Genomic DNA, 15,076 nt, shown 5'->3' with positions numbered 1-15,076 from the left:
CTAGCATTTCTCACATCCCCCGGTCCCCCCTGACACGCCGTCAAAAATGTGGCGTGGGACACTTCTGCCACCCGGTCAGGTGGATTCTCCGACCGGGTTCGCCGTGCCGCCCCGCCCCGGCACTTCGCGTCCCCCACGGCGCCGACCACCCCGTCGGACCGGGTCACTACCCTTGAGCGCTGTGAGGATCTGTGTTCTGGCCGGTGGCGTCGGTGGCGCCCGTTTCCTGCTCGGCGCCCGCCGACTTCTCGGACTGGACGAGGTGGCCGCGCGTGCGGACTCCCCGCACCGGATCGACGCGGTGGTGAACGTCGGGGACGACGCGTGGATGCACGGCGTCCGCATCTGCCCGGACCTCGACACCTGCATGTACACCCTCGGCGGCGGAATCGATCCCGAGCGCGGCTGGGGCCACGCCGGTGAGACATGGAACTGCCGCGACGAGCTCGCCGCATACGGTGTGCAGCCGGACTGGTTCGGCCTCGGCGACAAGGACCTGGCCACGCACCTCGTCCGCACCCAGATGCTCGGCGCCGGCTACCGACTCACCGACGTGACCGAGGCCCTGTGCACACGCTGGTCCCCCGGGGTCGCCCTGCTGCCCGTCACGGACGAGCGCTGCGAGACGCACGTCGTGGTCACCGACTGCCCGGAGGAAGCCGGAGCGCGATCCACGGCCGCACATGACTCGACCGACGGGGCCGCTCCGGCCGCTGGCCCGCGCGCGATCCACTTCCAGGAGTGGTGGGTCAAGCACAGGGCGCAACTGCCCGCGTCCGGCTTCGTCCACATCGGAGCCGACAAGGCCCGCCCCACCCCGGAGACGCTGGAGGCGATCGAGAGCGCGGACCTCGTCGTCGTCGCCCCCTCCAACCCCGTGGTCTCCGTCGGCGCGATCCTCGCGGTCCCCGGGATCCGCGCCGCGCTGCGCTCCACCTCGGCGCCGGTCGTCGGCGTGAGCCCCGTGATCGGCGGTGCGGTCCTGCGCGGCATGGGCGACGCGTGTCTGACCGCGATCGGCGTGGAGACCGACGCCCTGGCCGTGGCCCGCCATTTCGGCGCGCGCGCGGGCACGGGGCTCCTCGACGGCTGGCTGGTCGCCCCCGGCGACGGCCCCGAGGGTGCGGACACCGGCGTCGTGGACGTCGACGGCGTCCCCGTCACCGAGGCACCGCTCCTCATGACGGACCCCGAGGCCACCGCCGAGATGCTCGCCGCCGCGATCCGCCTGGCCGGCCTCGAGGTGCCCGGGCGGGCCGCACGGTGACCGACGCCGCGATTCCCGAGATCCGACGCTGGACGGCGGAGCACGCCGCCCCCTCCGACGTCACGATGTGGGCCCCGGACGGGCTACCCGAGTTCCGCCCCGGCGACGACCTCGCGCGGATCCTCGCCGAGTCCCTCACCACGGACCCGCACGGACTGACCGACGGCGACGTGGTGGTCCTGACCTCCAAAGTCCTGTCCAAGACCGAGGGGCGGATCGTGGCCGCCCCCACCGACCCGGCTGAGCGCGACGCCCTCCGGCGGCACCTCGTGGAGGACGAGTCCGTGCGCGTGGTGGCCCGCGTCAACCGCACGCTCATCACCGAGAACCGGTTGGGGATCGTGCAGGCCGCCGCGGGCGTCGACGGCTCCAACGTGGAGGCCGGTGAACTGGCGCTCCTGCCCGAGGACCCCGACGCCTCCGCCTGCGCACTCGCCGCGGACCTGCGCCGCCTCACCGGCGCGCGCGTGGCCGTGATCGTCACCGACACCATGGGTCGCGCGTGGCGTACCGGCCAGATCGACCTGGCGATCGGCGCGGCGGGGATGCGGGTGTCGGTGGGATACGACGGCGCCGTGGACCGCCAGGGCAACGAACTGCTGGTGACCGACGTAGCCGTGGCCGACGAGGTTGCGGCGGCCGCCGACCTGGTCAAGGGCAAGCTGGGCGGGCGGCCGGTCGCCGTGGTGCGCGGCCTGGCGCACCTGATGCTCGACGACGAGGGCCTCGGCGCCGCGCGTGGCGCCGACGGAGCCGACGGAGCCGATGCGAGCGGGAGCGGTGCGGTCGGAGGCGGTGCGGCTGGGAGCAGTGCCGGGCCCCACGACGACGACAATGCCGACATCCCCCGGCGGGCGCGGGACCTCGTGCGTGACGGCGAGTTCGACCTGTTCCGGCTGGGCACCAGCGAGGCGCTGGCGCAGGGGCGGCGAGAGGCCGTTCCCGCGCGCCGCTCGGTCCGCAGCTTCGCCGACGAGCCCGTCGACGCCGAGTTGCTCGCCGAGGCCGTGACGGACGCGCTGACCGCGCCGGCGCCGCACCACAGCAGGCCGATCCGGTTCGTGCGCGTGACCGGGCAGGCGCGCACGCGGCTGCTCGCCGCGCTGCGCGAGGACTGGGAGCGCGATCTGCGGGCCGACGGACACACCGGCGAGGTGCTCGCCCGCCGGCTGGGGCGCGGGGACCTCCTGCGCACCTGTCCCGAGCTGATCGTGCCGTTCGTCGACGACGCCGCCGGCGCGCACGACTACCCCGACGAGCGCCGCAACGCCTGCGAGGAGACGATGTTCACCGTGGCCGGAGGTGCCGCGGTGCAGTCGCTGCTGGTGGCGCTGGCCGCCCGCGGGCTGGGCTCGTGCTGGATCGGGTCGACGATCTTCGCCGCCGACACAACCCGCCGCGAGTTGGCCGTCCCGGGGTCGTGGCGGCCGCTCGGCGCCGTTGCCGTGGGGATGCCGGCCGAGCCAGCCCCGCCGCGGGTGCCCCGGCCCGCCGGGGACGCGTACCTGACCATCGGGTGAGTCGGCAGCAGTACACCAGCCGGGCCGGACCTCCGCCCGGCCCGGCCCCAGCCCCAGCCCTCACCTCAGACCTCGCCCTAGCCCCAGACCCAGACCCACGCCGCCTATCCGATGTCGCGCCACCTGCGCAATCCGGTAGGTGGCGCGCTATCCGATAGGCGGCGTCGGCGGGCCGGGCGGGCAGGGTTGACTGGCGGGGCTGGCCGGACGGCTCGATCACATGTCGGTCGAGTACCGGATCCCTCCGTCCGGGATCTCCACACCCGGCCACACCCGGGCCCCGCGCAGGAGCTCGCAGCGGGCGCCCACCGAGGCGCCGTCGCCGATCACTCCGTCGCGGACGAGCGCACGATGACCGATGCGTGCACCGAACCCGATGATCGAGCGCTCGACGGTCGCTCCGGCCTCGATCTTGGCGCCGTCGAACACGACCGCGCCGTCCAGCCGAGCTCCCGCGCCGATCTCCGCCCCGCGGCCCACCACGGTCCCGCCGACGAGCACGGCCCCGGCACCGATCCCGGCACCCTCGTGCACGAGCGCCTCCCCCTCGTGACCCTCGAGCGCCGGCGAGGGCGCGATGCCGCGCACCAGATCCGACGAGCCGCGGACGAAGTCCTCGGGCGTGCCCATGTCGCGCCAGTAGGCCGAGTCGACGAAGCCGTACACGCGCTTGTCCTCGGCGAGCAGCTGCGGGAACGTCTCGCGCTCGACCGAGACCGGGATCCCCTCGGGGATCTGTTCGATGATCTCGCGACGGAAGACGTAGCAGCCGGCGTTGATCTGGTCGGTCGGCGGATCCTGGGTCTTCTCCAGGAACTCCTGGACCCGGCCGTCGTCGTCGGTGGTGACGCAACCGAACGCCCGTGGGTCGGAGACACGGACCAGGTGCATCGTCAGGTCGGCGTTCTTGGCGTGGTGCAGGTCGAGGACCTGCCGCAGGTCGGTGCCACCAAGGACGTCGCCGTTGAAGACCATGACGGTGGACGCGGAGAGCTCGGCCAGTACGTTGCGGATACCGCCGCCGGTGCCCAGCGGTTCGGTCTCCACCACGTACGAGATCTCCAGGTCCAGTTCCGAGCCGTCCCCGAAGTGCTCCTCGAAGACCTCGGCCTTGAACGAGGTGCCCAGCACCACGCGACGGATGCCGGCGGCCCGGATCCGCGAGAGCAGGTGCGTGAGGAACGGCAGGCCCGCGGTGGGCAGCATCGGCTTGGGCGCCGAGATGGTCAGGGGCCGCAGGCGGGTCCCCTTGCCGCCCACCAGTACCACCGCCTCGGTGTCCGCGATGAGGTCGTCGTCCGCGGCGCTCCCGGAGATCGTCGAGGTCACGTGTCTGCTCCCGCTCTCGTGGGCCCGGGGACGCGCGGGTGCGGTCCCGGCGGGCCGGTTCGTGTCGTTGAGGTCCGGCCCACTAGCGCAGGGCGCGCTCGGCGGATCGGATCGCGAGGCGGCACCGGAGCTCCAGCCCCGCCTTGAGGGCCCAGCGTATCGGCGCCTGCCATGCATGTGGGTGCCGGTCCGCCTGGAACAGGTAGGCGCTGCGGTGATGGGCGCGGAGCGTGAACTCCGGCACGGTCTTCGCCGCGTGACCCTGGTCGTGGTGGATGACCGACGACGGCACGTAGACGTTCTGCCAGCCCGCCTGCCCGAGCCGATCCCCCAGGTCGACATCCTCCAGATACATGAAGTAGCGCTCGTCGAAACCGCCGAGGGCGTCGAAGGCGGACCGGCGAAGCAGCAGGCACGACCCGGACAGCCAGCCGGCGGCCCGCTCCGTCGACATGTCCTGATCGGCGAGATATCGCGACGTCCACGGGTTACCCGGCCACACCGGGCCGAGCACGGCGTGCCCGATCCCGGCGCCCAGAGTCGGCACCGACCGCGCCGACGGGTAGACCGAACCGTCGGTCTCGGCGATGCGCGGGCCGAACGCCGCCCCGCGCGGCCAACGCCGGACGGCGGCCAACAGCTCGTCCACGCAACCGGGCTCGAAGGTCACGTCCGGGTTGACGACGAGGACGAACTCCTGGTCGAACTCCTCGGGGCGCCGGGAGATCTCCGTCACCGCGCGGTTGATGGCTGTCCCGTATCCCAGGTTCCCACCGGTCGGGAAGAACTCGGCGAAGTCGTAATCGGCGGCCACCGCCTCGGGAACACCGTCCGTCGACCCGTTGTCTGCCATCACCAGCCCCACAGGGCGCCCGGTGGCAGCGGGCAACGTGTCGACGAAGGCGCGGAGATGGTCGCCGGGAGAATAGGTCACCGTCACGACGGGTAGTCGGCTCGTCACGCGAAACACCCTACGGCGAGCGCCTCCGATTCCGACGCCCGGCGCGCGGCGCGGTAACGTGGGGAAATCTTGAGCCGCCGACTTTCTGGCGCGCTCAGAATCTACGACCTCGACGACAAGGACGGTGGATGAGCGCCGAGCAGCCAGCGACGCCCCGTCGCGCCCCCGGCCGGGCGCAGGGCCGACGGCGGGCCACGCCCCCGAGCCCCGTGCCCGCGCGCATCGCCCGGGCGGTCGCCTCGATCGTCGCGGTCCTCTGCCTCGTGGTCACCGGTATCGGGTGGTCCCTGTTCAACGGCCTCAGCTCCGACCTGTCATCGGCCGGCGGGCTCGAGGTGGGAGACGGTGGTCTCGACGGCGCCGTCGACATCCTGCTGGTCGGCACCGACAACCGGACCGACGCCCAGGGCAACCCGCTGAGCCAGGAGGAGCTCGCCACGATCCGGACCGGCGAGGAGGACGGCGAGAACACCGACACCATCCTGCTCGTGCGCATCCCCGAGGACGGCAGCTCCGCCACCGCGATCTCCATCCCGCGCGATGTGTACGTGGAGACCAGCACGATCGGCCCGAGCAAGATCAACGGCGTGTACGGGGCCTCCAAGGAGGCCTCGCTCGCCGAAGCCGTGGCCTCGACCCCGGACGGCGCGCTCACCGAGGACGACCAGCGCGCCGCGGTTCAGGATGGCCGGAACGGCCTCATCAGCGCCGTCGAGGATCTCACCGGGGTACGGGCCGACCACTACGCCGAGATAGGGCTGCTGGGCTTCGTCCTGCTCACCGACGCGGTCGGCGGGGTCCCGGTGTGCCTGAACACCGACGTCGACGAGCCGCTGTCCGGCGCGAACTTCCACGCCGGCGTCCAGACGATCTCCGGGTCGGACGCGCTGAGCTTCGTCCGCCAGCGCCACGACCTTCCCGCCGGTGACCTCGACCGGATCGTCCGCCAGCAGGCGTTCATGTCGCAGCTGGTCAAGAAGACCCTGTCCGCCGGCACGCTCGCCGACCCCACCAAGCTCGGCGCGCTCATCGACGCCGCCCGCCGCTCGTTCGTGATCGACGAGAACTGGGACTTCGTGGACTTCGCGCTCAAGCTCAAGGACATCAGCGGCGGCAGCGTCCGCTTCGAGACCATCCCGGTCACCAGCATCGATTCGGTCACCGAGTGGGGCGAATCCATCGTCACCGCCGACCCGGAGCAGGTCACCGAGTTCGTGGCCGGGTTCGCCAGCGGAGAGGGCGAGAACGATGCCGTGGAGGAGGAGACCTCCGCCGCCGTGCCCCCCGGCATCGACCCCGCCGAGGTGTCCGTGGCCGTCGTCAACACCACCGCCATCGACGGCCTGGCCTCGCGCGTGTCCGGATCGCTTGCCGAACTCGGCTACGCCCCGGGCGAGCTGCTTACCGACCCGGCCGCCGCCTACACCTCGCACGTCGCGGCCCCGTCCGCCGGCGACGCCGCCGCGTTCGCCGTCTCCGACGCGCTCGGCGGCCTGCCCGTCCAGGTCGACCCCGCGATCCCCGCGGGCGCGGTCCGGGTGGTCCTGGCAGAGGACTACAGCGGCCCCACCGGCGAGGCCGCGGGCATCGAGTCCGCATCCCCCGCCACCACCACGTACGCCCCGCTGCCGCCGTCGATCGCACAGCGGCCCACCTTCGATGCAGGCGGAACGGACGTCCCCTGCGTCAACTGACCCGCCGAGCCCCGGAGGCCCCCGAGTGAACACCGCCGCAGACACCGTCTTCCAGCCGCTCCTCGCCGCCGATCCGGGCGCGCCGATGATCACGCACTACGATCTCGCGGCACCGTCCCGGATCGAGCTGTCGGTCACGTCCACCGCGAACTGGGCCGCCAAGATCGCGGGACTGCTCCGCGACGAGATCGGCGTGACGCCGGGCGAGCGGATCGTGTGTGACCTCCCGGCCCACTGGTTGACCGCCGGCGTCCTGCTCGGAGCGTGGTGGGCGGGTGCCGAGGTCTGCACGCGCGACGCCGACGACGCCGTCGTCGTCATCACCACCCCCGACCGCCTCGACCGCCACCCCGCGGATGTCGAGACCCTCCTCATGACCACCGACCCGATGGGGCGGCCGCTCGCGGCGGCCGGCGTCGACGTGCCGCCCGGCGTCACCGACCTCGCCGAGGCGTGCCGCATCCACCCCGACGCGTTCGTCCCCTCCGGTGGTGGCGCTCTCGCACTCGACGGCGCCGCCCTGGCCGATCTGGTCGACGCGGAGCTCGCTGCGCGCGTCCTCGTGCCCGGCCCGGACCGCACCGACATCGTGTCGGTGCTCGCCCGGGTCTTCGCCTCCGGTGGCACCGCCGTGCTGGTCACCGGTGCCGGGGCCGACGACGACGGCGTCGCCGACGTCGCCGCCACCGAACGCACCACGCTGACACTCTGAGGCCACCCGGCAGACGTCCGCGGCCCTGATTCCCGCCCCGGCCGGGTGTTTCCACGCCGCTGAGGTCGCCCGCTGCGCTCGCACTGCCCCGAAATGCCGGAAGCCGCTACCCTGCGTCCCGATCCGCTACCCGAATGCGGGTAGCGGATCCGGTGCTCGGGTAGCGGATTCCGGGCGGGCGGGTGTTCGAGGCGCGTACGCCTCCGGGATCAGCTCAGGACCTGGCGGGCCATGACCATGCGGCAGACCTGGTTGGTGCCCTCGTAGATCTGGGTGATCTTGGCGTCGCGCATCATGCGCTCGACCGGGAAGTCCCGCGTGTAGCCGGCGCCGCCGAAGAGCTGCACGGCGTTGGTGGTGACCTCCATCGCCACATCCGAGGCGAAGGTCTTGGAGGCGGCGGCCAGGAAGCCCAGCTTCTGACCACCGGGCGCGATGCCGCGCTCGGCATTGGCGGCCGCGGTGTAGACCATCAGGCGTGCGGCCTCGACCTTCATCGCCATATCGGCCAGCATGAACTGGGTGTTCTGGAAGTCCGAGATCGCGCGGCCGAACTGCTTGCGCTCCTTGGTGTAGGCGATCGCCGCATCCAGCGCGCCCTGGGCGATGCCGACGGCCTGCGCACCGATGGTGGGGCGCGTGTGATCGAGCGTCTGCAGGGCGGTCTTGAACCCGGAGCCCGGCTCACCGATGATGCGGTCACCGGGGATGCGGACGTTCTCGAAGTACAGCTCGGCAGTGGGTGAGCCCTTGATGCCGAGCTTCTTCTCGGTCTTGGAGACACCGAAGCCCTCGTCGGCCGCGTTGACCATGAACGCCGAGATCCCGCTGGCGCCCTTCTCCGGGTCCGTCACGGCCATGACGGTGTACCAGGTCGACTTGCCGCCGTTGGTGATCCACGCCTTGGAGCCGTTGAGGATCCAGTCGTCGCCGTCGGCCTTGGCGCGGGTGCGCATGGCGGCGGCGTCCGAACCGGCCTCACGCTCCGACAGCGCGTACGAGGCCATCTTGCCTCCGGCGATCTCCGGCAGGACCAGCTTCTTGAGGGCGTCGTCGCCGGCCAGGATCAGACCCATGGTGCCGAGCTTGTTGACCGCCGGGATCAGCGAGGACGAACCACAGACACGCGCGACCTCCTCGATCACGATGCAGGCGGCCACCGAATCGGCGCCCTGGCCGTCGTACTCCTCCGGAACGTGGACGGCGTTGAAGCCCGAGGCGTTGAGTGCGTCGAGCGCCTCCTGGGGGAACCGCTCCTGCTCGTCGACGTCCGCGGCGTGGGGCTCGATCTCCTTCTCTGCCAGAGCGCGGATCGCTGCCCGGAGCTCCTCGTGCTCCTCCGCCGGGCGGTACAGGTCGAAATCGGGGTTGCCGGACATGTGCGGGCCTCCATGAGGGAATCGTCGGTGCTGGTCGCGCAGCGGGCGTCGAGCCGAGCCGTCCGAGGTGTCCGTCGTTCGCCGGCACCGATGTCGACCCGGGGATCCCAGGCTGCACCCAGGCGCCCACGTTACCAGCGGTTAACTGTGGTTCCCGCCGGAGAAAGCCAGCTCGTTCCGCATCGCGGAACCGATGGTGGGCGTCAGCCCAGGAGACGGTCGCGCAGCGCCTGGTCCTTGCGCTCGACCATCGCCTCGAGGTCGGCCTGGAAGGCCTCCATGCGCTCGAGCAGAGCGGGGTCGGAGGCCCCGAGGATGCGCACGGCCAGCAGACCCGCGTTACGCGCCCCGCCGATCGACACCGTCGCGACCGGCACGCCCGCCGGCATCTGCACGATCGACAGCAGCGAGTCCATGCCGTCGAGGTATTTCAGCGGGACCGGGACGCCGATGACCGGCAGCGGCGTGGCCGAGGCCACCATGCCCGGCAGGTGCGCTGCTCCCCCGGCACCGGCGATGATCACCCTGATGCCGCGGCCGGCGGCCGACTGCGCGTAGTCGAGCATCTTCTGTGGGGTGCGGTGGGCGGAGACGACCCCCACCTCGAAGGGGATCCCGAACTCGGCCAGCGCCTCGGCAGCGGCCTCCATGGTGGGCCAGTCGGAGTCGCTGCCCATGATCAGACCGACCTGCGGCCCGCTCTGTCGCGCGGTCATGTCGTCGCCTTTCGTCGAGGTGGTGTCACCGTGATGTTCCGCTGAGCGCTCGCAGGATCAGCGTTCGAAGTCTGCGACCGGCGCCCCCGTGTGGGGGTCCCACCCGTCGGCCCAACGCCCGTGGGAGAGCCAGTGCGCGGCGAGCTCGGCCACCGAGCGCACAGCCGCGACCTGATCCGCGTCGTCCGGGTCGAGCCCCGGATCGCCCAGGACGTTAACGTGGCCGATCTTGCGGCCGGGTCGCTCGGACTTGCCGTAGAGGTGCACCTTGGCGTGCGGGAACCGGGCTCCGAGATGGTGGACGCGCTCGTCCATGCTCATCTCGGGCGTCTCGGCGGCGCCGAGCACGTTGGCCATCACCGTGACGGGCGCGGTGGGGACGGTGGAGCCGAGCGGGTAGTCGAGGACGGCCCGCAGGTGCTGCTCGAACTGGCTGGTCGTGGCGCCGTCCATGGTCCAGTGCCCGGAATTGTGCGGACGCATGGCCAGCTCGTTGATCAGCACGCCCGGTCGACCGTCGGACCCGACGACCTCGAACAACTCGACCGCCATCACCCCCGTCACGTCGAGGTGCTCGGCCAGGCGCAGCGCGGTGGCCTGGACCGCGGAGCGCAGGTCGTCGGGCAGGCCGGGGGCCGGCGCGACGACCACAGCGCAGATGCCGTCCCGCTGCACGGTCTCCACGACCGGCCACACGGCGCCCTGCCCGAACGGCGAGCGCGCCACCATCGCGGACAGCTCGCGGGTCCACGGCACGCGGGCTTCGGCCATCATCGGCACGCCGGCCTCGAGCTGCTCGGCGGCGATGCGCTCGGCCTCCTCGAGTGAGTCGGGCATCCACACCCCGCGACCGTCATATCCGCCGCGCGCGGCCTTGAGGACGATCCGCCCCTCCTGCTCGTCGTGGAACCGCCGCACATCGTCGAGGGAGTCGATGCCGGCAAAGGCGGGCACGGGCGCGCCGATCTCCGCGAGCGCGTTGCGCATCACGAGCTTGTCCTGCGCGTGGATGAGCGCGGAGGCGCGGGGCCGCACGGCGATGCCGTCCGCCTCGAGCGCGAGCAGGATCTGCGGTGGGACGTGCTCGTGGTCGAAGGTCATCACGTCGGCGCCCTCGGCCGCGGCGCGCACCGCGTCCGGGTCGTCGTGGGCGCCGATCACCACGTCGGGGGTGACCTGGGCGGCCGGATCCTGCGGGTCCGCGGCGAGGACGCGCAGGGTCTGGCCGAGGGCCACGGCGGACTGATGGGTCATGCGGGCCAGCTGCCCGCCGCCGATCATCGCCACGACTGGGGTACCGAGCGGATTGCGGCGGATGCGCGAGTCGTCGTTCACGCCGTTCATCGTCTCACGAGGAGCGGGGTGCTCACCTACGCCCCGGAAGCCCCCAGCGGAACCGGGGCGCCGGAGCGAGCGGAGTGGGCGGCGGCGGGGGCGGGAGCCGGAGAAGTTCGTCGTACACGGCGGCGTGGACTCGGGCCACCTCGGGAACGTCCTCGATCTCCACCGGCGGCAGGTGTCCGAGCTCGAGGATCAGACAGCCGGTGCCCATCGCGCGGTCGCTGAGGGTGTGCCGGAACCGGACCGCGCTGATGCGCCGCAACGGCACGTCGACGCACTTTCGCGACGAGCCGGCCGGCCGGTAGAGCACGCGTTCGTCGGTGACGATCAGGTCTGTGCGCGCCCAGCGGACCGCCGGCCACAGCGCCAGTCGCAGCACGACGAGCAGGTACATCACCGCGACCATGGCCCAGGTGACGCTGCGGTCGGACGGGTCCGGGATCTGCGCTTCGATGAACCCGCCGGCGATCCCGGCCAGCCCGGCGGCGACGACGGCGACCAGCGCGGGTCGGATGAGCTGCCGCCAGTGGGGGTGGGTGTGGACGATCAGCGCCTCCCCCGGCGCGACGACCGTTCGGACGAACCCCACGGGTCAGCCGCCCCACCGACCGCCGGCGCCGCGGACGTGGGTGACGTCCCCGGCCGCGACGGCGAACTCCTCGCCGGAGGCCCCGCCCTCGTGGGGGACGACGACGAGCCGGCCCTCCCGGTCCACCCTCGCCGCCCGTCCGGTCCTGACGATGTCCCCGGGCATCTCGACGCGGACCTCGGCCCCGATGGTCGAGCAGGCCTCCGTGTAGGTCGACATGAGTTCGTCCGAGATGGTCGAACCGCTGCCCCGTTCGCACTCCCGCCACTGCTGGTGACGCAGCGCGAGTGCCTCCAGTACGGCACGGGCGATCGCGTCCCGGTCCGCCGAGCCCCCGGCGAGCGTGAGTGAGGTGGCGTGCGGGACCGGGAGCTGGTCCTGCGTGAGCGAGATGTTGATTCCGACGCCCACCACGACCGCGGGCAGCCGCACCCGGAAGTCCCCGGCCGCGGGCACGGTGGTCATCTCCGCGAGGATGCCGGACAGCTTGCGCCCCTCGATCAGGACGTCGTTGGGCCATTTGAGCGTGGCGTCCACCCCGGCGGCCTCGCGCAGCCCGTCCCGCACGGCCAGGCCGGTCACCAGCGGCAGCCACCCGAAGAGCGTGGGCGTGACGGCACCGGGCCGCAGCAGGATGCTCACGGCGACCTGGGTCCGGGGCGGGGCCGTCCACTCGCGACCGAGTCGACCGCGGCCCGAGGCCTGGTACTCGGCCAACAGCACACTCCGGTCCGGGGCCCCGTCCGCCGCACGCGCAAGCAGCTCGGCGTTGGTGGATCCGATCTCGTCCACGACGTCGAGAGAGGTGTACGGCGCACCGGCGACCTCCACCAGGGCGTGGCGGAGCGCGGCGGCGTCCAGCCTGGGCGGGGTGACGGTTGCGGGGTCGGCATGCACGTCTTCCAATGTAGGTCGCCGGTACGACATCCCGCGCCCGCGCGCGCCCCGTGCCCGGTCAGACGCGCCCCGCCGGGGCTGAACGGGCTCCCTCACGAGGGCGGCGGGGTCGCCTGTCGGGGGATGTAGGCCGGGTCACGTCGCCACGGACGGGACTGACTCGTTAGAGTCTTGCAACATGACGACTGCCTCAGAACCGGACGTGAGCGCCGACGTCCCCACGGACGCCGCGACCCCCGACATCCACACCACCGCCGGGAAGCTGTCCGAGTTGCGGCGCCGCCTCGACGAGGCCCGCGCCCCGATGGGACAGGCCGCGATCGACAGGACCCACGACAAGGGCCTGCTGACGGCCCGCGAGCGGATCGAGAATCTCCTCGACCCGGGCTCCTTCGTGGAGATCGACGCGCTGGCCCGTCACCGCGCCACCACCTTCGGACTGGCCGAGCGCCGCCCGCTGGGCGACGGCGTGATCACCGGCTACGGCACCATCGACGGCCGCGCCGTGTGCATCTTCTCGCAGGACGCCACCGTGTTCGGCGGCTCGCTCGGCGAGGTCTACGGCGAGAAGATCGTCAAGGTCATGGACCTGGCGCTCAAGACCGGCCGCCCGATGATCGGCATCAACCACGGTGCCGGCGCCCGAATCCAGGAGGGCGTCGTCTCGCTCGGCCTGTACGGCGAGATCTTCCACCGCAACGTTTTGTCCTCCGGCGTCATCCCGCAGATCTCCCTGATCATGGGCCCGTCAGCCGGCGGCCACGTCTACTCCCCCGCCCTCACCGACTTCACCGTGATGGTCGACAAGACCTCGCAGATGTTCGTCACGGGCCCGGACGTCATCAAGACGGTCACCGGCGAGGAGGTCACCCAGGAGGAGCTGGGCGGGGCCAACACGCACATGACCAAGTCCGGCGTGTCCCACTACACCGCCGCCGACGAGCAGGACGCCCTCGACTACGTCAAGGACCTGCTCTCGTACCTGCCGAGCAACAACCGTGCGGAGGCGCCGCGCTTCCCGTTCCCGGTCGCCGAGGGCGCCATCGAGGACAACCTCACCCCCGAGGACCTCGAGCTCGACACGATCATCCCGGACTCGTCGAACAGCCCGTACGACATGCACGAGGTCATCGGCCACATCGTGGATGACGCCGAGTTCCTCGAGGTCCAGGGCCAGTACGCGATGAACGTCATCGTCGGCTTCGGTCGCGTCGAGGGCCGCAGCGTCGGCATCGTCGCCAATCAGCCCACCCAGTTCGCGGGCTGCCTCGACATCAAGGCCTCCGAGAAGGCCGCGCGGTTCGTCCGCACCTGCGACGCCTTCAACGTCCCGATCCTCACCCTGGTCGACGTTCCGGGCTTCCTGCCCGGCACCGGCCAGGAGTTCGACGGCATCATCCGTCGCGGCGCCAAGCTGCTCTACGCCTACGGCGAGGCGACGGTCGGCAAGGTCACCGTCATCACCCGTAAGGCCTACGGCGGCGCGTACGACGTCATGGGCTCCAAGCACATGGGCGCGGACATCAACCTGGCCTGGCCCACCGCCGAGATCGCCGTCATGGGCGCCTCCGGCGCCGTCGGGTTCGTCTACCGCCCGCAGCTCAAGGAGGCCGCGGCGAACGGTGAGGACGTCGACGCACTGCGTCTGAAGCTGCAGGCCGAGTACGAGGACACCCTCGTCAACCCGTACGTCGCCGCCGAGCGCGGGTACGTCGACGCGGTCATCCCGCCGTCGCACACCCGCCTCCAGGTGGCCCAGGCGCTGCGCCTGCTCGACCGCAAGGTCGTCGAGGTGCCCGCCAAGAAGCACGGGAACATCCCGCTGTGACCGGCGAGCAGAGCACGGCCGACACGGGCGACGCCACCAAGCAGGAGAAGCCGTTCTTCCAGGTCGTCGGTGGCAACCCGTCCGCGGTCGAGGTGGGCATCCTCACGGCGGTCTTCGCGACCGCCGAGGGCAACGCCGCGCACGCGGGCGAGAGCCACAACGGGATCAAGAACGACTGGGGCTCCTACGAGGACCGCCTCCGGCCACCGTTCGGCTACAACCCGAGCTCGTTCCTCAACCGCCGGCAGTACTGACGGTCAGTCGGTGAGAGAGGACCCACCGGTCCACGCCGCGGCCCCGGCCTCCCCCACGAGGGAGGCCGGGGCCGCCGCCGTTTCCGGGCCCCCACTCGGCAGTAGGCTGGCGCATATCCGGCCCCGAGGAGGACCCGACATGACCACGGAAGACGCCGCCCCGGCACCCGGCACGGCCGACAGCGCCGCGGCCGCCCGCGAACCCGGCCGCGAGGATCGCGAGCACGGTCGCCGCGCCGGAACGGACGAGGGCACCGCGACGCACCACACGGACGTGATCGGCCGGGCCGATCCCGCGCCCGAGCGCCCCGGGGCCTCGATCGTCCACCAGGACGAGACCACCAAGATCGTCGCGTTCGAGTTCGGCGAGGGCCAGGAACTACCTGACCACGCGGCGTTCCACCCGGTGCTCATCCAGATCCTGCGGGGCCGGGTGGACTTCGGACTCCCCGATCGCACGATCCGGCTAAGACCGGGCGAGATTCTGCACCTCACGCCTAAGCTGCGTCACCGGGTGCGGGCCCTCGAGCCCACCACGCTGACCGTCACGATGCTCCTGCCGCGTGAGTGAGCGGCTCGCTACGCTGAG

Annotated in this window: 14 protein-coding genes; 7 read left to right on the top strand and 7 right to left on the bottom strand. The window is 71.9% G+C overall.

The window, feature by feature from the left end; translation table 11 throughout:
- The first annotated feature begins 181 nt into the window (after positions 1–181).
- Positions 182–1,267, top strand: coding sequence for a 2-phospho-L-lactate transferase (gene cofD / locus K3888_RS10665; protein ID WP_230930248.1), 1,086 nt, complete (start codon positions 182–184; stop codon positions 1,265–1,267).
- A complete protein-coding gene (locus K3888_RS17865; protein ID WP_372459562.1) occupies positions 1,264–2,787 on the top strand; it encodes a coenzyme F420-0:L-glutamate ligase in 1,524 nt (507 codons plus the stop codon). Before cofD ends, K3888_RS17865 begins: the two co-directional genes overlap by 4 nt.
- A gap of 216 nt (positions 2,788–3,003) precedes the next feature.
- On the opposite strand, the gene manB is transcribed toward K3888_RS17865, so the two are convergent.
- Positions 3,004–4,116 carry a mannose-1-phosphate guanylyltransferase gene (gene manB, locus K3888_RS10655; RefSeq protein ID WP_372459561.1) on the bottom strand — a complete coding sequence of 371 codons (1,113 nt, stop codon included), beginning with the start codon at positions 4,114–4,116 and terminating at the stop codon, positions 3,004–3,006.
- 82 nt (positions 4,117–4,198) lie between these two features.
- Entirely contained in the window at positions 4,199–5,077 is an 879-nt protein-coding gene (locus tag K3888_RS10650; protein WP_230930247.1) for a glycosyltransferase family 2 protein, read from the bottom strand.
- Positions 5,078–5,205: 128 nt separating this feature from the next.
- On the opposite strand from K3888_RS10650, the gene K3888_RS10645 reads away from it, so the two are divergent.
- Positions 5,206–6,771: an LCP family protein gene (locus K3888_RS10645; protein WP_230930246.1), complete on the top strand. Its 1,566-nt coding sequence runs from the start codon at positions 5,206–5,208 to the stop codon at positions 6,769–6,771.
- Positions 6,772–6,796: 25 nt separating this feature from the next.
- Positions 6,797–7,483 carry a TIGR03089 family protein gene (locus K3888_RS10640; protein WP_230930245.1) on the top strand — a complete coding sequence of 229 codons (687 nt, stop codon included), beginning with the start codon at positions 6,797–6,799 and terminating at the stop codon, positions 7,481–7,483.
- A gap of 209 nt (positions 7,484–7,692) precedes the next feature.
- Here K3888_RS10640 and K3888_RS10635 read toward each other — a convergent pair whose 3' ends face one another.
- The 5 genes from K3888_RS10635 to K3888_RS10615 form a co-directional block, all read right to left on the bottom strand.
- The gene (locus K3888_RS10635) at positions 7,693–8,862 is read right to left on the bottom strand and encodes an acyl-CoA dehydrogenase family protein (RefSeq protein WP_230930244.1); all 1,170 of its coding nucleotides are present in this window, start codon (positions 8,860–8,862) and stop codon (positions 7,693–7,695) included.
- 203 nt (positions 8,863–9,065) lie between these two features.
- Positions 9,066–9,578, bottom strand: coding sequence for a 5-(carboxyamino)imidazole ribonucleotide mutase (gene purE / locus K3888_RS10630; RefSeq protein ID WP_230930243.1), 513 nt, complete (start codon positions 9,576–9,578; stop codon positions 9,066–9,068).
- Positions 9,579–9,635: 57 nt separating this feature from the next.
- A complete protein-coding gene (locus K3888_RS10625; RefSeq protein ID WP_230930242.1) occupies positions 9,636–10,922 on the bottom strand; it encodes a 5-(carboxyamino)imidazole ribonucleotide synthase in 1,287 nt (428 codons plus the stop codon).
- Between the two features lie 22 nt (positions 10,923–10,944).
- Positions 10,945–11,508, bottom strand: a complete 564-nt coding sequence (locus K3888_RS10620) for a PH domain-containing protein (protein WP_230930241.1) — start codon at positions 11,506–11,508, stop codon at positions 10,945–10,947.
- A 3-nt stretch (positions 11,509–11,511) separates the two neighbouring features.
- Positions 11,512–12,435 carry a biotin--[acetyl-CoA-carboxylase] ligase gene (locus K3888_RS10615; RefSeq protein ID WP_269075064.1) on the bottom strand — a complete coding sequence of 308 codons (924 nt, stop codon included), beginning with the start codon at positions 12,433–12,435 and terminating at the stop codon, positions 11,512–11,514.
- A 148-nt stretch (positions 12,436–12,583) separates the two neighbouring features.
- Here K3888_RS10615 and K3888_RS10610 point away from each other — a divergent pair, with 148 nt between their 5' ends.
- From K3888_RS10610 to K3888_RS10600, 3 genes are all read left to right on the top strand, one after another.
- Positions 12,584–14,233 (top strand): acyl-CoA carboxylase subunit beta, encoded by a 1,650-nt coding sequence (locus K3888_RS10610; protein ID WP_230930239.1) that lies wholly within the window; start codon positions 12,584–12,586, stop codon positions 14,231–14,233.
- Positions 14,230–14,487, top strand: a complete 258-nt coding sequence (locus tag K3888_RS10605; protein ID WP_230930238.1) for an acyl-CoA carboxylase subunit epsilon — start codon at positions 14,230–14,232, stop codon at positions 14,485–14,487. The genes K3888_RS10610 and K3888_RS10605 overlap by 4 nt, the downstream gene beginning before the upstream one ends.
- A 139-nt stretch (positions 14,488–14,626) precedes the next feature.
- Positions 14,627–15,058, top strand: coding sequence for a cupin domain-containing protein (locus K3888_RS10600; protein WP_230930237.1), 432 nt, complete (start codon positions 14,627–14,629; stop codon positions 15,056–15,058).
- Positions 15,059–15,076 lie beyond the last annotated feature (18 nt).

This window comes from Dietzia aurantiaca (assembly GCF_021033825.1).
GTDB classification, from domain to species: Bacteria; Actinomycetota; Actinomycetes; order Mycobacteriales; family Mycobacteriaceae; genus Dietzia; species Dietzia aurantiaca.
Note: the sequence above shows the minus strand (reverse complement) of the source record. Positions and strands in the feature narration are given on the sequence as shown.